Source organism: Microcoleus sp. K1-B1, from assembly GCF_036704705.1.
In the GTDB taxonomy this organism is placed as follows: domain Bacteria; phylum Cyanobacteriota; class Cyanobacteriia; order Cyanobacteriales; family Microcoleaceae; genus Microcoleus.
Window position 1 is genome coordinate 1 of sequence record NZ_JAUBSH010000026.1, and the last position, 19,406, is coordinate 19,406.

At 45.4% G+C, this 19,406-nt stretch carries 17 protein-coding genes; 9 read left to right on the top strand and 8 right to left on the bottom strand.

The window, feature by feature from the left end:
• The first annotated feature begins 127 nt into the window (after positions 1–127).
• Both QUA83_RS12140 and QUA83_RS12145 read left to right on the top strand, forming a co-directional pair.
• A complete protein-coding gene (locus QUA83_RS12140; protein WP_333293460.1) occupies positions 128–511 on the top strand; it encodes a transposase in 384 nt (127 codons plus the stop codon).
• A 66-nt stretch (positions 512–577) separates the two neighbouring features.
• The gene (locus tag QUA83_RS12145; RefSeq protein WP_333293405.1) at positions 578–1,000 is read left to right on the top strand and encodes a hypothetical protein; all 423 of its coding nucleotides are present in this window, start codon (positions 578–580) and stop codon (positions 998–1,000) included.
• A 109-nt stretch (positions 1,001–1,109) separates the two neighbouring features.
• Here QUA83_RS12145 and QUA83_RS12150 read toward each other — a convergent pair whose 3' ends face one another.
• The 3 genes from QUA83_RS12150 to QUA83_RS12160 form a co-directional block, all read right to left on the bottom strand.
• On the bottom strand, positions 1,110–1,757 hold the full coding sequence (locus tag QUA83_RS12150) for a Uma2 family endonuclease (RefSeq protein WP_333293406.1): 648 nt from the start codon (positions 1,755–1,757) through the stop codon (positions 1,110–1,112).
• 93 nt (positions 1,758–1,850) lie between these two features.
• Complete coding sequence (locus QUA83_RS12155) at positions 1,851–2,426, bottom strand: Uma2 family endonuclease (RefSeq protein WP_333293407.1); 576 nt, start codon at positions 2,424–2,426, stop codon at positions 1,851–1,853.
• 164 nt (positions 2,427–2,590) lie between these two features.
• Entirely contained in the window at positions 2,591–6,586 is a 3,996-nt protein-coding gene (locus QUA83_RS12160; protein ID WP_333293408.1) for a magnesium chelatase subunit H, read from the bottom strand.
• 535 nt (positions 6,587–7,121) lie between these two features.
• Here QUA83_RS12160 and QUA83_RS12165 point away from each other — a divergent pair.
• The 3 genes from QUA83_RS12165 (at position 7,122) to QUA83_RS12175 (ending at position 10,476) form a co-directional block, all read left to right on the top strand.
• Complete coding sequence (locus QUA83_RS12165; RefSeq protein WP_333293409.1) at positions 7,122–8,105, top strand: calcium-binding protein; 984 nt, start codon at positions 7,122–7,124, stop codon at positions 8,103–8,105.
• A gap of 155 nt (positions 8,106–8,260) precedes the next feature.
• A complete protein-coding gene (locus QUA83_RS12170) occupies positions 8,261–9,280 on the top strand; it encodes a calcium-binding protein (RefSeq protein WP_333293410.1) in 1,020 nt (339 codons plus the stop codon).
• A 206-nt stretch (positions 9,281–9,486) separates the two neighbouring features.
• Positions 9,487–10,476, top strand: a complete 990-nt coding sequence (locus tag QUA83_RS12175) for a calcium-binding protein (protein ID WP_333293411.1) — start codon at positions 9,487–9,489, stop codon at positions 10,474–10,476.
• Here the strand turns inward: QUA83_RS12175 and QUA83_RS12180 are convergent.
• Positions 10,469–10,684, bottom strand: a complete 216-nt coding sequence (locus QUA83_RS12180; protein ID WP_333293412.1) for a hypothetical protein — start codon at positions 10,682–10,684, stop codon at positions 10,469–10,471. The two genes, QUA83_RS12175 and QUA83_RS12180, sit on opposite strands and share 8 nt — an antisense overlap.
• 74 nt (positions 10,685–10,758) lie before the next feature.
• On the opposite strand from QUA83_RS12180, the gene QUA83_RS12185 reads away from it, so the two are divergent.
• Complete coding sequence (locus QUA83_RS12185; protein WP_333293413.1) at positions 10,759–11,808, top strand: calcium-binding protein; 1,050 nt, start codon at positions 10,759–10,761, stop codon at positions 11,806–11,808.
• A gap of 104 nt (positions 11,809–11,912) precedes the next feature.
• Here the strand turns inward: QUA83_RS12185 and QUA83_RS12190 are convergent, their stop codons facing one another.
• Positions 11,913–12,389, bottom strand: coding sequence for an ankyrin repeat domain-containing protein (locus QUA83_RS12190; protein ID WP_333293414.1), 477 nt, complete (start codon positions 12,387–12,389; stop codon positions 11,913–11,915).
• A 36-nt stretch (positions 12,390–12,425) separates the two neighbouring features.
• Here QUA83_RS12190 and QUA83_RS12195 point away from each other — a divergent pair, with 36 nt between their 5' ends.
• The gene (locus tag QUA83_RS12195; protein WP_333293415.1) at positions 12,426–13,712 is read left to right on the top strand and encodes a lipid-A-disaccharide synthase; all 1,287 of its coding nucleotides are present in this window, start codon (positions 12,426–12,428) and stop codon (positions 13,710–13,712) included.
• A gap of 142 nt (positions 13,713–13,854) precedes the next feature.
• Here QUA83_RS12195 and QUA83_RS12200 read toward each other — a convergent pair whose 3' ends face one another.
• Genes QUA83_RS12200 through QUA83_RS12210 form a run of 3 tightly spaced genes read right to left on the bottom strand, consistent with a single transcriptional unit; the run spans position 13,855 to position 15,214 of the window.
• Entirely contained in the window at positions 13,855–14,025 is a 171-nt protein-coding gene (locus tag QUA83_RS12200; protein WP_333293416.1) for a YqaE/Pmp3 family membrane protein, read from the bottom strand.
• A 39-nt stretch (positions 14,026–14,064) separates the two neighbouring features.
• Positions 14,065–15,009, bottom strand: coding sequence for a fused MFS/spermidine synthase (locus tag QUA83_RS12205; protein WP_333210091.1), 945 nt, complete (start codon positions 15,007–15,009; stop codon positions 14,065–14,067).
• Entirely contained in the window at positions 14,999–15,214 is a 216-nt protein-coding gene (locus tag QUA83_RS12210) for a hypothetical protein (protein WP_333293417.1), read from the bottom strand. The genes QUA83_RS12205 and QUA83_RS12210 overlap by 11 nt, the downstream gene beginning before the upstream one ends.
• Positions 15,215–15,623: 409 nt before the next feature.
• Here QUA83_RS12210 and QUA83_RS12215 point away from each other — a divergent pair, with 409 nt between their 5' ends.
• Entirely contained in the window at positions 15,624–16,694 is a 1,071-nt protein-coding gene (locus QUA83_RS12215; protein ID WP_333293418.1) for an ATP-binding protein, read from the top strand.
• Positions 16,695–16,773: 79 nt separating this feature from the next.
• Entirely contained in the window at positions 16,774–19,335 is a 2,562-nt protein-coding gene (priA, locus tag QUA83_RS12220; protein ID WP_333293419.1) for a primosomal protein N', read from the top strand.
• The last annotated feature ends 71 nt before the right edge of the window (positions 19,336–19,406 follow it).

A 19,406-nucleotide genomic window follows, 5' to 3' on the forward strand; every position in this document is an offset into this window, starting at 1 on the left:
GAATCAGGGTTTTGTATGTGGAGTGAGCCCGGTTATACTTATTACCCAATAGGTGAGCAAAAACGGTTAGAACAAACTTTCGCGGCGTGGTCGTAGACTAAGTATTATCGGACTTCTTCAACCTGACATAAGTTTTGTCTACGGTTTAGTAATTGGGGGTGTCGATCGAAAAGCTTATATCAAAATGATGGAACGAGAAGCCCAGGAAGCTGCTGAAATTGGACGACCGAGAGTAATCGTACAAGACAATGGCCCAATACACCGATGCAAAGAAGTCCAAGAGTTATGGCCGCATTGGGAAAAGCAAGGTTTATATATCTTCTTTTTGCCCAAGTATTGTTCGGAAATGAACCCCATTGAATTGGAGTGGCAACACATTAAGAAAGATGAGTTAGCAGGACAAATGTTTGATGATGAATTAGAACTAGCCTATGCCGTAATTCATGGAGTAGAAGTTAGAGGACAAAGGGGAAATTACACTACGCAACGTCTTAAGTTTAACTCCAATTAGGTAACTTAATATTTTGTTACATAGATTGGTTTTTTCCCGCCTACCTACTTAGCTGCTAAAGAGATTTTGAACTCACAAAAGTTATCCGATGAGGAAACATGGTCAACTTTGATTGATATTTATCAAGGCAATCCTCTGTGGTTGGAGTTCACTGCAACGCTGATTCAAGACTTGTTTGGGGGGAGAGTTTCTGAGTTTTTGCACTGCGAGATGCCGATTTTAGATGAAGGGTTGCAATCTCAGTTATCTAAACCTTTTGGGCGTTTGACTGCGGCAGAATTGGCAGTGATGATTCACCTGGCTAATCAACCTGAACCCGTTGCTGTGTCGCAAATTTTCAACAAAATACCATTTTCGCCGTCAGAAATAGTCAATGCAGTGCGATCTCTTGGAAATCGGTTTTTATTGGAAGCAATAGAAGAGGAAAAGATAACTTTGTTTAGTTTGAATCCCGTGTTGAAACAGTATGTAAAAACTCAGTATTCTTAGTCCGCGCACCATCCGGACTTTGTTGGTGTAGCTGCGGTTTCAACCGCCGTCTTTATTTTACTACAGGTTATTAAAAATGGTGCAAGATGTCGAGGTAACAAACCCGGATTTAATTTAAGTGCGATCGCACCCACTCTCTAAACTCTCTAATTCTCGCATTCTCTCCCTTTTCTGAGTCTAGGTGCATAAACTGTGCCAGTTCTTTGACAGGAAACGAGCCAAATGCCAAACTGGTTTCCGACTCGACATAACCCGCATCATTTAAAATGTTAATTATTAGTTTCCCCTTCTTCCAAATCCAAACCTCCGGCACTTTGAGTTCCGCATAAACCGCCATTTTATTGATAGATGAGCTAGTCAAATCCATTTCTACAGCTAAGTCTGGCGGCGGGTCATTTTTGAGATCGATAGTTAACTTTCCCCGCATTAAAGCTTCATTTTGGATATAAAAACATTCATCAGCTTCGTTGCCAGCTTTTTTCGGTTCCGAACGCCAAGTAGATGATTTTAATCCGATAATTTCAATCCCAATTTCCTCAGACAGCGCTACAATTAGCCTACCGAGAGTCCAGCTATACCTCTCATGTTCTGGTAAAGGTACCATGAGTTCTAAAGTTCCCTGATAGTAAGTCATGCGCGGCGTTGAACGTTCCGCAAATATTTCTAACAACTGTTCGTAGGTTTCCCAACTGATATCATGTAAAATCAGGTGAGAACCTGCAAGCTCTTCTTTACTGTACGCCAGGGTTTGAACCATTGCAAATACTCCACGATAACTTTAACTCTGTTTTATTCTATTGAACATTGGACAGCCGCGATTCCCTGCGGGATAGCTTCGCACGCGCGTACATTACCAAATTGATTCAAGATTCAAAATAAATCCGGGGAGAACATCTTCACCTGATACAGTGGCTGGAGATTCTAACACTTCAACTTCTCGCTCCTGACGATAAATCTCTACTTGCCGTGATTTGCGATTAATCAACCAACCTAAAACAGCACCGTTATCTCGATATTCTTTCATCTTATCCTGAGTTTCTTTCAAAGAATCGCTGGGAGACATTAACTCAACGACAAAATCAGGACAAATCGGGGGGAATTTCTTTTGTTGTTCGGGAGTCAAAGCATCCCAGCGTTCTAATTTTACCCAAGAAGCATCAGGCGCTCTATTTGCATTATTAGGAAGTTTGAACCCTGTTGAAGAATCAAAAACTTTACCCAGTTTACTCTGCTGATTCCAAATCCAAATCTGTGCTGTTAATCCTGCATTGCTGCTTCCAGTTTCTCCTCCTGCTGGTGACATGATAATTAATTCTCCTTTGGCTGTGCGTTCCAATCTAATATTTTCATTTTCTTGACAGAGTTCAAAAAACTGATCGTCTGTTAGCTTAATAATTGTGTTGAGGTTGAGGGTGAGGGTAGTCATAGCGGTATTTTATCGTGGCTAAACGACCTTTATTAAGGATTGTAGCATATTGAGTGAGTTGTCAGGGCGATCGCTTCCTACTCATCAAAACTCTCCCAAAAATATAAGGACACAGCATTGCTGTGTCCCTACAGATTAAAGGCTATCGTCCGAAATTCGGAGGTTTATTCTACCCCCTCAATCCGGTCTTCCACCTCCTGATACAACTCACGCAAGCGATCCAAATTGTTCTCCGAAGTCTCCCAATAACCCCGGCCATTCACCTCAAGCAAAGTGCTGACAATCTTGCGGAACGAATGAGGATTCAAGTTAAGCAAACGCTTCTGCATCTCCTCATCTTGGATAAACGTAGTGTTGACATCCTCATACACCCAATTATCCACAGCGCCCGCCGTCGCACTCCATCCAGTGGTATTCACCAGACGCTTAGAAATCTCCCGCACACCTTCATAACCGTGCGACAACATCCCCTCGTACCACTTCGGATTCAGCAGCTTAGTCCGCGAATCTAAACGCACGGTTTCTGATAGCGTCCGCACCTGCGCGTTAGCTGTTGTCGTATCAGCAACAAAGGATGTCGGTTGCTTCCCATCTGCACGCAAACTGCCGATCAATTTAGTCGGATCGGAGTCGAAATAGTGCGACACGTCGGTTAGGGAAATCTCGGCAGAATCCAAGTTTTGGAAGGTGACTTCCGCAGTTTTCAAGGATGATTCAAAAATCTTCCGGTCTTGTTCCATTGTTCCGGGATTGTCGGAAGAAAAGGCGAAGGATTTGCGGGTTAAGTACATTTCCTGCAACTCGGCTTCGCTTTCCCAAGTGCTGTTTTCTACCGCCAAGTTGATGTTAGATGAATAGGAACCAGAGGCATTGGAAAATACCCGGGTTGCTGCTTGCCGCAGGTTGATTCCCATTTCTTCCGCTTGCTTCAAGGCGTGTTTGCGGACGAAGTTCATCTCTAAGGGTTCGTCGGCTTCCGCTGCCATCTTCACGGCTTTATCTAACAAATTCATTTGGTTGATGAACAAGTCGCGGAATACGCCGGAACAGTTAATTACTACGTCAATCCGAGGGCGTCCCAACTCTTCTAAAGAAAGCAATTCGAGTTTGTTTACCCGGCCCAATGCGTCGGGAACTGGCTTCACTCCCACCATCCACATTACTTGGGCGAGGGATTCGCCGTAAGTCTTGATGTTGTCGGTTCCCCACAACACAACGGCGATCGTTTCTGGGTAATTTCCGCCGTTATCAACGCGCTGTCTTTCTAACAGCCGATCGACTACAACCTTAGCAGACTTAACCGCCCCCGTTGTAGGGATTGACTGCGGGTCCAAAGCGTGCATATTCTTGCCAGTCGGCAAAACATCCGGGTTGCGAATCGGATCGCCACCGGGCCCAGGCAGAACATACTCGCCTTCTAACGCGCGCAACAAAGCGCCTAATTCGTTGTCGGCACAAACTTGCTGCAAGCAGAATTCCAGATACTCAAACAGCGGTTTAATCGGTTCAGGATCGATTTTTTTATAACCGGCGGCGTGCAAAGCTTCAAGCCAAGGTGTTTTCTTGCCCATGTTGAAGAAATTCAACTTAGAAACAAGGGAAACTCTACCCTCAGCATCAGTTTGTTCCTTCACTAAAGCGCCAACGGCATCCCGACAGGCCAAGGTGATGTTTTGCAGCAATTCAACATCAGTTAAAATGCCTTTGTCGCTGTTGGTGTAAATTTCGCCGATATCGCGTCCGAGACTGTTAGCAATAATCCGTGGCAAGCTGATCAGTCCGTCTTCTTCGCGGTCTAAATTGGCGATATTCACCAAAGTTGCGATCGCCTCTTCAGCAGTCGGCGGCTTACCGATAACGTGCAAACCGCAAGGTAACAACCGCGACTCAATTTCCATCAACTTGCGGTAAACCAAGCCAACTAAATTGTCCCGTTCCTCCGAAGTCATTCCCGCAGCAACCCCTCTTTCTTGTTCCGGAGGTAGGGCGATATCTTTGTCTAAATTCACCAAACGGCATTTTTCGACGATCGCATCAACAATCGGCACACCGCGCCCAGTCTCTTTCAAAGTTTGATAAGAAGCAATTAACTCGCTGAGTTCCTGCAAACCTTTGTACAAACCAGCATTTTCAGCCGGAGGAGTCAGATAACTGATTGTTTCAGCATAACTGCGGCGCTTGGCAATTGTTGCCTCGCTGGGATTGTTGGCAGCGTAATAATAGATATTGGGAATTTTGCCGATCAAACTGTCGGGATAACATTCCCCAGACATTCCCATCTGCTTACCGGGCATGAATTCTAGCGAACCGTGAGTGCCAAAGTGCAGCACCGCATCCGCACCCCAAATGCGCTCTAAATAAGTGTAGTAAGCAGCAAAACCGTGGTGCGGGCTGGCAGAACGAGAGAATAACAACCGCATCGGATCGCCTTCGTATCCAAAAGTAGGTTGCACTCCGATAAACACATTGCCGAAATGTTTGCCGAAAATCAGCAAATTTTGTCCGTCGCTGTTCAAATGTCCCGGAGGCGGACCCCAATTTTCTTGCAAGCGTTCCGAGTAAGGAGTGAATTCTTCGTATTCAGCTACGGACATCCGGTAAGCAACATTTAATTCCGGGCTTTGGTATTGGGCTGTTGCGTCGTGGATGACTTCTTGCATCAGTTTTTCGGCGGAATCCGGCAATTCTGGCAAGTCGTAACCGTTGCCTTTTAAGGCTTTCAATACTTGGTAAATCGAGCCGAAAACGTCCAAATAAGCGGCTGTTCCGACGTTGCCTTTGTCCGGCGGGAAACTGAAAACTGTGATCGCAACTTTTTTATCTAATTTTGGTTTGCGGCGCAGCATTGCCCATTTCATGGCGCGCTGGGAAATTGCTTCGATTCTATCTTGCAGGGCGATCGCCTTGCCAGTTGCGCCATCTCTTCCCGACAAAATAATCGGTTCGATCGCGCCATCCAACTCGGGAATGGCAATTTGCAAAGCAACTTGAATTGGGTGCAAGCCTAAATCGCTGTTTTCCCACTCTTCTGTCGTTTGGAAAACCAGAGGCAAAGCCACCATGTAAGGGCAGTTTAGCTTTTTCAAAGTCTCGATCGCCTTCGGGTGATCTTGTTTCGCCGGGCCACCCACCAAAGCAAAACCAGTCAGAGAAACCACCGCATCAACAATCGGCAGCGGTGTAACACCTTTTGCCCCGACTTCCAAGAAAAAAGTCTCCACAGGTTTCGAGAAGTCCAAACCGCCGGCAAAAATCGGCACCACCCGCGCCCCCATTGCCTCCAATTCCTGCACCATTGCTACATAGTGCGCGTCATCTCCGGTGACTAAGTGAGTCCGCTGCAACACCAAGCCGATGCAAGGTGCCAGGGGGTCTTTGAGGTCTGCCGAAATATCTTTCCGGGCGTTGTACCAGGTGAGATATCCTTTGACATCCTCAAACATGGACGGTGCCAAAGGATGCCAAATTCCCATATCCGGGTAGACTACGGGCTCTTGGAAAGTTAGCTGTTCCTGGCCTTTGAATACATATTTATGTGACAGCATCAGCAAGAAGTTTTCCAAGTTTTCTTGGGAACCTCCCAGCCAATACTGGAAACTCAGCATGAAGTTGCGCGCATCTTGGGCTTTGTCGATGGGCAAATATTTCAGCACTTTCGGCAAAGTTTGCAGCAGTTTCAGCATTCCGTCTTGGAAGGAACTCCCGGATTTTTCCTTCCGTTTTTTCATGAATTCGCCGATCGCACTTTTGCTTTGTCCCAATTGTGCCATCGAGAAACTGCCCATTTTATTGAGTCGCATCACCCCTGGCATCGACGGGAAGACGACGGCGACATCCAATCTGTCGCGCAGCGGTTCCACCGCCGCTACCACTTTTTCTGCCAAATCTTCGATGAAAATTAGAGAAGCAATAAATACATTGGCATCCGCCACATCCCGCTTGAAGGCCTCGTAATTTTCCGGGCTGCGGAGTTCCTCGATCAGGTAGCCGCTGATTTCTATTGCCAAATTCGGATTTTTCTGGTTTATCGATCGAACCGCTGCCGACAGGGCGCTTTGATACTGCGGTTCCAGTACGACATAGACCACCTTCATGAGCGATCGCCCCTGCAAGTTTTCCGGCACAACGTGGCGAATGGTGGGCTTGACGTGAGTGAACATCCGGTTAGGCTCCTTTAAGATGCTGTTTTCGGGAATCGGGAATTTTTTTATCCCATAAGCATTTTTACCAGAAAACGCTTGCCATTAGGCGATTTGAGCCTGCACATGACACAATTCGACAAATTTAAGTCAAATTTTCGTTACATTTTTTTATAAATTCCTTGAGCAAATACTCCAGTTTTTGGTTACAAAAATTTACTTGACATAATGTATGTTGTATGTATAGGATTAATGGGTTGGATAAAAATAATTAAAAATTAACCAACGATTGAGAAAGAAATCCTGAAAAAAGTTCCAAGTTTTGTAGAATTGATCAAACTGGCGATCGAGCAATTAACTGAGGGGAAAAAGGCATAATTTCTGAAATCAGAATGTAGCCTTGGGATAATTGCTGCCTCATCAAGATTGATATTTTACCAGGAATTTAAAACCATTTCATAACGTCTGTTGTGTGTAAATTCCTGATCGGCGATCGAGTTCATGGAAAACTAATTGCTATAAACTCTCAAACTCATCAAAACTTTAGGGGGAAAACATGGCTAACTACGCAATTTTCGACGAACAATTCTACCTGGCTTCATATCCTTGGGTCAAACCAGCCATTGACGCAGGAGTAATCTCATCTGGGAGAGAACACTTTGAAAAATTTGGTCAAGCCGGCGGTCTAACCAAAGTATCGCGTTATTTTGACGAAAATGCTTACCTTGCTGGGAATCAAGACCTCGCACCCTTCGTCCGCACAGTCAACCCAAACGCACCTTTTGCGACCGGCCTCGATCACTTTATTCAGTTCGGTTACGATGAAGGACAGCGCCGCACCCAAGTATCGCCCGAATACAACGAAAGCTTTTATTTAGCAAACAACTCAGATGTCCTACCGTTCGTTCAGAACGGAACTTTCAAATCCGGCTTCGACCATTTCATTAAATTCGGAATCCAAGACGGTCGGTTTGGGACTTCATTTTTTGAACCGGAATACTTAAAAGAAAACCCCGACATTGTGCCGTTTGTCAACTCTGGAAACTTGAGAACCGGCCGGGAACACTTCTTCAATTTTGGACAATTTGAGCCTGCCCGCGACGCAACTTTTGTCGGCAGCCGCAGCAACGATGTTTTAACTGGTGTTGGCGTCGGGGATGTCGAACTCGTGGGAGTGGAAGTAGGTCTAGACTCGCAACGCAACCGACAGTATGAAAGCTTTGGCACCAATGAATTCGATGTCTTGATTGGTGCTCCGGGAACTAATACATTCGTACTCGGAGTTCCTGCTACAGCCGGGAATTTTAGCCCAACACCGCTGTATTTAGGTAACGGTCAAGCTACGATTCGCAACTTCGACATACAAAGCGATTTTATCCAACTGCAAGGAACTTCATTAAACGGCTACAGCCTGACTCCGGTTGGCAACAATTTGTCAATCCAGCGTTTTGGAGATATGCTCGGCGTGATTGAAGGAGGAGCAAGCTTGGGTTTGACTTTCCAAGAATCTAACGGTAATGGTACTTTCTTGATTGGTTAGTCATTGGTCTTTGGTCATTAGTCCTTAGTCATTAGTCATTAGTCATTAGTTATGAGTCATTAGCTAATGCTGATGATTAATGATTTTTTATTGGTGGTGGGCGATGGTTCTATAAAAAAGTACGATCGCACTTTACATTCTTTAAACAGCAAACTATGAATTACGATATCTTCGACGAACAATACTACCTTTCGCAATATCCGTGGCTGAAACCAGCCATAGATGCAGGAATCATCAAATCTGGAAGAGAACACTTTGAAAAATTTGGTCAAGCCGCCGGCCTCACAAAAATATCGCGGTATTTTGACGAAGATACTTACCTTGAGGGAAATCCAGATATCGCACCCTTTGTCCGCACTCCCAACAATCCAAATGCGCCTTTTGCGACAGGACTAGACCACTTTATCCAATACGGTTACGAACAGGGTCGCACCCAAGTATCGGCTGATTACGACGAAGCGTTTTATGTAGCAACTAACCGAGATTTGCTGCCGTTTATTCAGCAGAATTTTTTTCAAAATGGTTACCAGCATTTCATTCAATTCGGAGTACAAGAAGGTCGTCTAGGAACTTCTTTTCTTGAGCCAGAATACTTCGTTAATGTGTTTGATGCTATTAGCGCTGGAATCTTGAAAACTGGTCGGGAACATTACTTTAAGTTTGGGCAATTCGAGCCAAGTCGCGATGCAACTTTTGTCGGAACTTCCGGTAATGACATCCTCACTGGTGTAGGGGTAGGGAAGGTCGAATTAATTGGAGTTGAAGTAGGTTTTACCTATCCCGGCCCCCGAAATTATGAAAGTGACGGCAGCAATGAATTCGATACTCTCACTGGCGGTAGCGGCCGCGATAAATTCGTGCTCGGTGACATTGTTGGCTTCAGGGGAGGAACCCTCTCATCCAGACAGTTCTACATCGGCCCAGGTTTTGCTACAATTCGGAACTTTACTCAAGGTCAGGATATCATCCAGATAGGGATTCCCTTAGATCAATTATTGGTGTTTCCAATCAACAATAATCGAGATTTAGCTATACAAACGAACGGCTTGCCCGTGGTTGAGAATGGTGTTGCCAAAACCAGTCGCTTTGACACAATTGCTGTTGTTGAAGGTGGCGGCAATCTCAATTTGAATCTATTACCAGGATCTAGTGTTATTAGAGCTTTACTTGGGTAGAAATATCGAAGCTATTCAGAATTTTCTTTGGGATGCTGTCGCTGCGATCGCACATTCGCAAAATGGGCGATCGCACTGTTGTGTTTGCCATACAAATAATAACACAGGCTTAATAATAATTAACTTGACATAGTGAGTTAGTAGAGTTAATTATAGTGGGTCAAGTTTAATCGACAAGTAAGCAGACTAAGCTGGGAGCCAAACTTATGACTAATTATGAAATTTTTGACGAGCCATACTACCTTTCGCAATATCCTTGGGTGAAACCTGCTATTGATGCAGGAATTATAAAATCCGGGAGAGAACACTTTGAAAAGTTCGGTCAAGGCGGCGGCCTGACTAAAGTATCGCGTTACTTTGACGAAGAAACCTATCTAGCTCAAAATCCAGATATTGCTCCCTTGGTTCGCACCCCAAACAATCCAAACGCGCCTTTTGCGTCTGGTTTAGACCAATTTATTCAGTTTGGGTACGAAGAAGGCCGCACCCGCGTATCGCCTGAATACAACGAAGAGTTTTATTTGGCAAATAACTCAGAGTTGCGATCGTTCGTTCAGAACGGAACTTTCAAATCAGGCTACCAGCATTTCATTCAATTCGGACTCAAAGACGGTCGTTTTGGGACTTCATTTTTTGAACCGGAATACTTAAAAGAAAACCCCGACATTGTGCCATTTGTCAACTCTGGAGCCTTGAAGACCGGTCGGGAACACTACTTCAATTTCGGGAAAAACGAGCCAAACCGATCCGCTACTTTTGTCGGAACTTCCGGCGATGACATCCTCACTGGCGTTGGTGTGGGGAATACCGAACTAATTGGAGTGGAAGTAGGTATCGATCCCCAAGGCAATCGGCAGTATGAAAGCTTTGGGTTTGATGAATCTGATGTCCTGATCGGCGGCCCTGGGAGGGATACATTCGTACTCGGAGTTCCTGCTACCTCCGGTAATCCCACATCCCGTCAACTCTATACGACTCCTCTCGGTATAGTTACAATTCGGAACTTTGATAAAGACAATGACAAGATCCAGTTGGCAGGCTCACCCACTACCTACAGAACAAGTGGTGGTGGTAACGAGTTGTTAATCCTAATCACAGGATCTGACACAATTGGTAGGATTGAGGGGGGAGGAGATTTAGTCGTGTCTACAATTCAGCAAAACGGGAACGACACTTTCTACTTATTCCTTAAATAACCGGAACCTCGGTTATCTCTTTCTCAATTAACATGGTAGGTGCGTTAATAACGCACCCTACTGAACTCAGATTATAGCAGTTGCCAAATTGCTGTCGATAGCGATCGAGTTGTTCTTCTGCTGGCTCAGCTTTTGCTTTGGCTGTCAAATACCGAGAACCGTATTCATCGTGCCAGTATCTAACAGTACCATGACAGAAATTTGGCAACTTTATTAATTAATTGTACGAGCCAGAAACAGGGTTTCTAAATATCAAAATCCTTAAAACAGGAGTATAAAAACATGGCTAGTTACGCAATTTTTGACGAACCATACTACCTGGCGCAATATCCTTGGGTGAAACCGGCTATTGATGCAGGAGTTATCAAATCGGGAAGAGAACACTTTGAAAAGTTCGGTCAAGCTGGCGGCCTGACCAAAGTATCGCGTTACTTTGACGAAGAAACCTATCTAGCTCAAAATCCAGATATTGCTCCTCTGGTTCGCACCCCAAACAATCCAAACGCGCCTTTTGCTACAGGCTTAGATCACTTTATCCAATACGGTTACGAAGAGGGTCGCACTCGCGTATCGCCTGAGTATGACGAAGCGTTTTATCTAGCAAGTAACAGAGATTTGCAGCCGTTTATTCAGAATGAAACTTTTAAAAATGGCTACCAGCATTTCATTGAATTCGGGGCAAAAGAAGGCCGTTTTGGTACTTCATTTTTTGAATCAGAATACTTAAGAAATAACCCGGATATTTTACCGTTGGTCAACTCTGGAGCTTTGAAAACAGGTAGGGAACACTACTTTAATTTTGGGCAATTTGAGCCTAGTCGCTCTGCGACTTTTTTCGGAACTTCCGGCAATGACATCCTCACTGGTGTAGGGGTGGGGAATGTGAGATTAATTGGAGTTGAATTAGGTATAAGTCCTGGCAGCTTCGGACAGTATCAAAGTAAGGAAAGTGACGGCAGCAATGAATTCGATACTCTCATTGGCGGTAGCGGTCGCGATACATTCGCGCTCAGCCTCTCTTTACTGGGAGCTAAGGCGTCCTTTGTCGGATTAAAACAGTTATACATCGGGCCGGGTTTTGCTACAATTCGGAACTTTACCCAAGGTCAGGATAGCATTGAGCTAGGAGCTTCTTTAGAGAAATTCTTGGTGTTTCCCATTAACAATAATCGAGATTTAGCTATCCAAACGAACGGCTTGCCCGTCGTCGGTCAAAATGGAGTTCCTGAAACCAGTCGCTTTGACACAATTGCTGTTATTGAAGGCGGCGGAAATCTCAGTTTGAATCTATTACGTCCCGAATTTATTTTTTATCTAACTTTAATTGGATAGAAATCTCGAAGATCTTCGAGATTTGCCTTTATCTGCTGTCGGTACGATAATTAATTGTACCCTCCAGAAACCGGGTTTCTCGAATAAACCCGGTTTCTAAGTCTTTAATGCCGATCGCGCGCTAGCTTCAAAACCTCAACCGTATCTTTGTGACCTTCCGAAGACGCCCAAATTAACGCAGTCCAAGTATTATTATCCTTAGCTTTGATATCAGCTCCTTTATCGATTAAAAATTCCACAACTTGAGTGCGCCCGCTACCTGCCGCACTCATCAAAGCCGTCAAACCAAAATTAGTTTTAGCATTCACATCCGCCCCCGCCTCCAGCAAAAGCTGTACAATCTCCGTATGTCCGGCAGCAGCGGCACTCATTAACGGCGTCCACCCGTCATTATCCTGACTGTTGGGCCCCGCACCTGCCGCCAGCAATTTTTTGACGATCGCCGAATTGCCAGCCTCAGCCGCAGTCGTCAAAGCCGTCGCACCTTCCTCATCTTTGGCATTGATATCTGCACGCTGTTCGATCGCACTTTCTACAGCCACAACATCACCCGTCTTGACGGCATTAATTAAATCTGTCATAAAATCTCCGTTGCATCCTTTCAAATCTTAAATCCTATGGCAGTAGATATTTTAATCCTCTCCAACGGCCCCGGAGAATTGGCAACTTGGGTGCGTCCCGCCGTGCAAGCTTTGCGCGAGCAATTGGGAAACACGGGTACTCAAGCGCGCATCTCTGTGGTGCTGTCTCCCTGTCCGCACGCCACCGGGAAAGAAGCACAAATCGCTTGTTCCTACCCAGAAGTGGACAGAGTGCAAGCACCGGAGCATTTTTTTCCATTCTTATTATCGGGCAAAACTGCTGAAAATTGGGATTGGTATGAAACAGGAGTTGTTTTATTTTTAGGCGGCGATCAATTTTTTACGGTTGTTATTGGCAAAAGGCTAAAATATCGCACTGTTATTTATGCTGAATGGGACGCGCGGTGGTATCGCTGGATTGATAAATTTGCGGCGATGAAACCTGAAGTTTTTGCTAAAATTCCCCAAAAATATGCTAATAAATTTACAGTTGTCGGAGATTTGATCGCGGAAGTTGCTCGTTCCCAGGCTCTGCCTGGAAACGCATATCCAGAGGCTCTGCCTCGTACAAAAACAGAATTAATTGGATTGTTGCCCGGTTCTAAAGCGGCAAAATTAGCTTTAGGTGTACCGTTATGTTTGTCGATCGCCCAATCCATCCATCGCCTCCGCCCTCAAACTCGCTTTGTAATTCCTGTTGCTCCTACCATAGATGTGCAAACTCTAGCACGTTTTGCCGACCCGGAACAAAATCCTTGCCTACATTTATTTGAGAACGCTAGCGCCGAACTTCATTTAACAGAACCGCCCTTTTTGCAGACAGTAAATGGCTTACAAATAGAACTTTGGACGCACACGCCCGCCTACGACTTGCTATCAGAATGCAGCCTGTGTTTAACTACTGTGGGAGCCAATACTGCCGAATTGGGTTCGTTAGCTGTACCGATGATTGTTTTGATTCCGACGCAGCAATTGGATGCGATGAAAGCTTGGGACGGATTGCCGGGATTGCTGGCAAATTTGCCGTTAGTCGGTTCAGTTTTTGCTACGGCGATTAATTGGCTAATCTGGCAATTGGGAAAGGAAAAGCTTTATGCTTGGCCGAATATTTGGGCACAGGAGGAGATTGTGCCGGAGTTAATTGGGAAGCTGGAACCGGAAGTAATTGCTCAATTGGCGATCGACTATTTGAGCCATCCTGATAAATTAGCACAGATGGGCGATCGTTTGCGTGCGGTTCGAGGAGAATCGGGGGCGGCGAAAAAAATTGCTGAATTGGTTTGTGAAGAAATTGAGGTGCAATCAAATTCTGATAAGAATTAGATTTTTTTATTTTTAACCGCAGATGTCGGCAGATAAACGCGGATGAACGCAGATTTAATACAGATTAATTGGTGGAAACAGGCAAAAGAAAACTTATTTTCTCTTGCCTGTTTATTATCCCAAAACTGGATTTTAGATCAAGTTAAGCTCGATCGTGCTTAGCAATCACCCAAACAGCGTGGATCGTACCCGGAAACAAGAAAAAACAGCTTAGAACCAGGTTGATCCAAAAATCTCTGCCGATGCCGACAGTCAAAAATACGCCCAGAGGGGGAACAAAAATTGCAGCGAGTAGGCGAATTAAATTGTTCATCTCAGTTACTCCAAACGAGTTTTCTCTTTCAATTTAACTTCACTGACCAACCGAGCCTTTCCCGAAAAACTTAGGCGGTGCTGCCATAGTGTAAACTTCGGTTTCAGCGGCGATTACCTGCCGTAAGTGACCGGGAAGCTGCATCAACCCCAACAGTGTAATTCCGTCGAACATCCGCAACCCGCCAGTTGTTTTCTCGGCGAGTAATTTGTCAGTAACTTCGGGATCGGGTCGCGTATTTATTTCTTGATTAGAAGCTATCGCAAAACCCCAAGGAGCTCCATAAGTAGAAATAAAGCTGGTGCAGGATTGAACATTAGAGAAAACAGATTTCAGGGTATTTACAATGCGAGCGTGCATTTTCATTTCAGCCGGAGAAACGGGGCCCGCTTGCACTACGAAATATCCGTTAGGTGACATTACGCTGCGAACTTTCTCAAAATACTCCTTGGTAAACAACTGGAAAGATGGGCCTTCTTCAATGGGATCGGACAAGTCAGAAATGACAATATCCCAATCATTGTCAGTTTTATCTAAATAGTCCAAAGCATCGCCGATTACTACTTCGCAGCGGGGGTCGTCAAAGGCGTTTTGGTGCATTTCTGGCAGGTGTTCGCGGCAAGCTTCTACTACTTCGCCGTCAATGTCGATCATCACGACTTTTTCAACTGTTTTCCAGCGCAGCACTTCTCTAATTGTAGCTCCTTCTCCGCCGCCGAGAACGAGGACTTTTTTGGGTGAACCGTGACAAATCATGGCTGGGTGCACCAGGGGTTCGTGGTACAGAAACTCGTCGCCTGTACAAGATTGCCACTTACCGTCTAAAACTAAGCCTTTGCCGTAAGTACCGGTCTGAACTACGTACATTTCTTGATAGGCTGTTTTCTTGTAAGCAAGCACCGCGATGACGCCGTGAACGTAAATATCCCAAGGGGTAATGTACTCGCTCATCCAAAAGTCTGCACGAACTTCGCTACCTGACATCAATTACTCTCCAAATATAAAGTGCTGTGTCGATGTTGTCACAAGTAGTAGTTCTTAACACAAAATGGTGCGGGTGTGTGAGTACGATCGACACATTAAAGTGAGATTTTTCAGCAATGGTATAGTGTGATTGCGTTCTGGGAACTCGCAAGTGGCTTGGTACTTGAGATTGCTTGTGGGCGATCGCACCCCCAGTCGATCGCACTTTTCCCCTCGTCCCCGGTCGAGATCACTCACATTGAATATTTTCGCTTTGCCTTGCCGACGGGTTTTGTACAAAGGTTGTCTGAATCGGGCAATTTTTCGCGCTGGGCCCGCCTTTATAACTTTGCGATCGGCCTGCTTATTTATCAATAATCGGATGAGAATCCCGCAAATGCCAGAGCGCAGAATAAAAGTAGCGATCGGTTTTCACCCGATTTGTTATTAATATGTTGACATTTTGAATGTATATTAGATAAGATTTTTATATAGACCCAAATAAAAGAAGTCTTGAAATTTTCGGACACAATTGGCTAGGCGATCTGCACCGAGATTCTAACTAGGTAAAGGGTGCCACTAAATTTTATAATAAAAATGTTCTGACACTATTTTTACTTTCCAAATAATAGCCGATGCAACCAAAAGACTGGGAAAAAAGAATCAACGAGCTGGAAAATGAAAATCGAATGCTGCGGGAAAAAATCGAAAATTCGGAAACCGAACGCAGCCAATTACAAGCCCTTAATCAAAAAAAAGAATCTTTGCTCAAAAAACTAACGGAGGAATTTAAAGATTCCGAAAATATTTTAAAAGCAAGAATGTCTACACTAGAAAAAGCTCTATTAAACCAGCAAACAACGCAGATCAAATTGATCGAAGCCGAGAAAATGTCGGCTTTGGGCATTTTGGTAGCTGGTATTGCCCACGAAATCAACAATCCCGTCAACTTCATCTACGGCAATATTACCTATGTCAATGACTACGCTGGCGACATTTTAAAATTGCTCGCAATGTACCAGGATAGGTATCCCGAAACAGATGCAGAGATTGAAGCTTTTCTGGAAAAAATTGACATCGACTTTTTGCGCGAAGATTTGTTGAAAACTCTTTCGTCAATGAAAGTTGGCTCCGAGCGCATCCGCGAAATAGTGCTGACTTTACGCAACTTTGCGCGGGTAGATGAAGGTGAAAAAAAACCAGTTAACATTCACGAAGGAATTGACAGCACCTTGTTAATTTTGCAGCATTTAACTAAAGAAAAACCCGGTCATTCCGCTATAAAATTTATTAAAAATTATGGAGATTTGCCCAAAGTAGAGTGTTATGCGGGGCAATTAAACCAGGTGTTTATGAACATCATTAATAATGCTGTTGATGCCCTGCGGGAGCGCGAGCAAAAGTCTTCACTGGAGGAGATAGAAGCCAACCCTATCCAGATGACAATTACTACTTCTATTATTTCCGATAATTGGGCAAGAATTAGCATCAAAGATAATGGCTTGGGAATGAATGAAGCTGTCAAATCTAAAATTTTTGATCCGTTTTTCACCACCAAACAAGTTGGTCACGGGACGGGTTTGGGATTGTCAATTAGCTATCAGATTGTTGTGGACAAACACGGCGGGAGGTTGGAGTGCATATCCGCAATTGGAGAAGGGACTGAATTCGCGATCGAGATTCCGATCGCCAATTCCCGCAGCTAAGATCGATCGATCGAGCTAAACTGAGGGATAATGAAAACTCCCTTTGACCGTGGCTCCTCCTAGTTTGATGTGCAACCCTATGTCTACTGTCACTTTTGGTTTGTCAACCCCTATAGCGGCAGAGGCCGGGGCATCCTACGGCAGCAGCGAACCGCCCCAGCGCCCCACCGTGCAAGCAGAGTGGATCGAGGTATTAGTGGACTCTCCTTTCAGGGTTGCGGGGGACTCGCCTGGGGAGGAAAATAAGTTATTTACCTATCGTTTACCTGCGGAACTTACCGTGCAACCAGGGGATATTTTGAGTGTACCCTTTGGCAGTCAACAGGTAGGGGCGATCGCGATTCGGTTCATTTCTCAACTACCGCCCGACTTAGATCCCACAAGGGTTAAAGATGTCGAAGATGTTGTCAGTACAGGTTTTTTCCCACCGACTTACTGGGAATTGCTCGATCGCACTGCCACCTATTATTGTACACCTTTAATTCAAGTAATTAGAGCCTCGCTGCCGCCCGGTTTGTTAAGCCGTTCCGTGCGCCGAATTCGCTTAATTAAGGACGCAATTTCTCCGAATGCCGAAACATTTCTCAATCCCGCCGCGAGTCAAATTTTGCAATTGCTGCAAGCTCAAAAAAACGGCGATTACACTTGGCAATACCTCCAGCGCCAAGTTAAGGGAAGTTATCGGGGATTGAAAGATTTATTGAAACGCGGTTGGGTAGAAAGTTATTTAGAACCTCCCACTCCTCCCAAACCACAACTAAAACCGGCAGTGACATTAATTGCTAGTGCATTTGTCACAGATTTAACCAAGCGGCAACAAGAAGTATTGGAAGTTTTGCGGCGCGGCGGCGGTGAAATGTGGATGAACGATTTGTTGAGAATTTGCAGCGCGAGTTCTTCTGTTGTCAAAAATTTGGAACAAAAAGGTAGCGTTGTAATTGACCAAAGGGAAGTGCTCAGGGGCGATCGCGGAATTTCTCAATTGCCCGATGCACCGAAGACTTTAACTCATTTTCAAGCTCAAGCCTTAGCGTTTATTAACTCTTTTTCGGGATTCCGTCAAGTGCTGCTGCACGGCGTTACAGGTTCCGGGAAAACCGAAGTGTATTTGCAGGCGATCGCCCCAATCTTAGCCAGCGGCAAATCCGCCCTCGTACTCGTTCCCGAAATCGGCCTCACACCGCAACTTACAGACAGATTCCGAGCCCGTTTTGGCGAGCAAATTTGCGTGTACCACAGCGCCCTATCCGACGGCGAACGTTACGATACATGGCGTCAGATGCTGACTGGAACCCCGCAAATTGTCATCGGCACGCGATCGGCCATTTTCGCACCTTTACCTCACCTCGGCTTAATTATCCTCGATGAAGAACACGACAGCAGCTTCAAACAAGACCAACCCGCCCCCTGCTACCACGCCCGCACCGTTGCCAAATGGCGCGCCGAATTAGAAAATTGTCCCTTAATTTTAGGTTCCGCCACGCCAGCTTTAGAGACTTTGGTGGGGACGCGCCGAGATTATTACTCGTTACCAAATATCCATTATTTATCATTGCCCGATCGCATTTATTCGCGCCCGATGCCGCCTGTGGAAATAGTCGATATGCGCCAAGAATTGCGGCAAGGAAACCGCTCTATTTTCAGTGCTTCTTTACAAAATGCCCTGGAACAATTGCAAGCAAGACAACAGCAAGGTATTCTATTTATTCACAGAAGAGGACACAGTACCTTTGTGTCTTGTCGGAGTTGCGGCTATGTGATGGAATGCCCGAATTGCGATGTTTCCCTGTCTTATCACCACGTCGGCGAAGGAACAGCAGAAATATTGCGCTGTCACTACTGCAACCACACGGAACGACACCCTCAAAACTGCCCGGAATGCAGTTCTCCTTACTTCAAAAACTTTGGCAGCGGCACTCAGCGAGTCGAACAGGAATTAACGAGATTGTTTCCCGAATTGCGGGCAATTCGATTTGACAGCGATACAACTAGAAATAAGGGCGACCACCGCAGATTGTTAACGCAATTTGCTAATGGGGAAGCTGACATTTTGTTGGGTACGCAAATGCTGACGAAAGGGTTAGATTTAGCTGGAGTCACATTGGTGGGAGTTGTGTCTGCTGACGGGTTGCTGAACTTATCTGACTATCGGGCCAGCGAACGAGCTTTTCAAACATTAACTCAAGTCGCGGGCCGTGCGGGCAGAGGCGATGATCCGGGGCGGGTAATTATTCAAACTTACACTCCAGAACATCGGGTTATTCAAGCAGTTAGGCGGCACGAATATGCGGGTTTTGTGGAAACAGAATTAGCAGAAAGAGCGGCGCTGAATTATCCACCTTCGGGGCGGCTGATTTTGTTGCGGTTGAGCAGTGTAGATGCGGCGGAAGTTGCGGTGACTGCGGTACAATTGGCGTCTGTTTGTCAGGAGTATATTGAGCGATTGTCTGTACCGGGATGTGAGTTGTTGGGGCCTGCACCTGCGGCGATTATGCGGGTGGCAAATCGCTATCGGTGGCAGATTTTGCTGAAGTTGCCTTTGGATGAGTCGGTGGATTTGTCGGATTTGATCGGATTGCGCGATCGCACGCCGCGTTCTGTTAGTTTAACTATTGATGTCGATCCGTTGAATTTTGGTTGAGCGAGGGCAACCTAGGCGTTTCTGAGTTAAGGTATGATGAGGTTAAAGTGCGATGGCCAAAAAATAACATT

Excerpts from the sequence above, each read along its gene's own strand:
- QUA83_RS12150 (WP_333293406.1), bottom strand. The coding sequence starts at position 1,757 with ATGGTTCAAACCCTGGCGTACAGTAAAGAAGAGCTTGCAGGTTCTCAC.
- QUA83_RS12155 (WP_333293407.1), bottom strand. The coding sequence starts at position 2,426 with ATGACTACCCTCACCCTCAACCTCAACACAATTATTAAGCTAACAGAC.
- QUA83_RS12160 (WP_333293408.1), bottom strand. The coding sequence starts at position 6,586 with ATGTTCACTCACGTCAAGCCCACCATTCGCCACGTTGTGCCGGAAAAC.
- QUA83_RS12165 (WP_333293409.1), top strand. The coding sequence starts at position 7,122 with ATGGCTAACTACGCAATTTTCGACGAACAATTCTACCTGGCTTCATAT.
- QUA83_RS12170 (WP_333293410.1), top strand. The coding sequence starts at position 8,261 with ATGAATTACGATATCTTCGACGAACAATACTACCTTTCGCAATATCCG.
- QUA83_RS12175 (WP_333293411.1), top strand. The coding sequence starts at position 9,487 with ATGACTAATTATGAAATTTTTGACGAGCCATACTACCTTTCGCAATAT.
- QUA83_RS12185 (WP_333293413.1), top strand. The coding sequence starts at position 10,759 with ATGGCTAGTTACGCAATTTTTGACGAACCATACTACCTGGCGCAATAT.
- QUA83_RS12190 (WP_333293414.1), bottom strand. The coding sequence starts at position 12,389 with ATGACAGATTTAATTAATGCCGTCAAGACGGGTGATGTTGTGGCTGTA.
- QUA83_RS12195 (WP_333293415.1), top strand. The coding sequence starts at position 12,426 with ATGGCAGTAGATATTTTAATCCTCTCCAACGGCCCCGGAGAATTGGCA.
- QUA83_RS12200 (WP_333293416.1), bottom strand. The coding sequence starts at position 14,025 with ATGAACAATTTAATTCGCCTACTCGCTGCAATTTTTGTTCCCCCTCTG.
- QUA83_RS12205 (WP_333210091.1), bottom strand. The coding sequence starts at position 15,009 with ATGTCAGGTAGCGAAGTTCGTGCAGACTTTTGGATGAGCGAGTACATT.
- QUA83_RS12215 (WP_333293418.1), top strand. The coding sequence starts at position 15,624 with ATGCAACCAAAAGACTGGGAAAAAAGAATCAACGAGCTGGAAAATGAA.
- priA (WP_333293419.1), top strand. The coding sequence starts at position 16,774 with ATGTCTACTGTCACTTTTGGTTTGTCAACCCCTATAGCGGCAGAGGCC.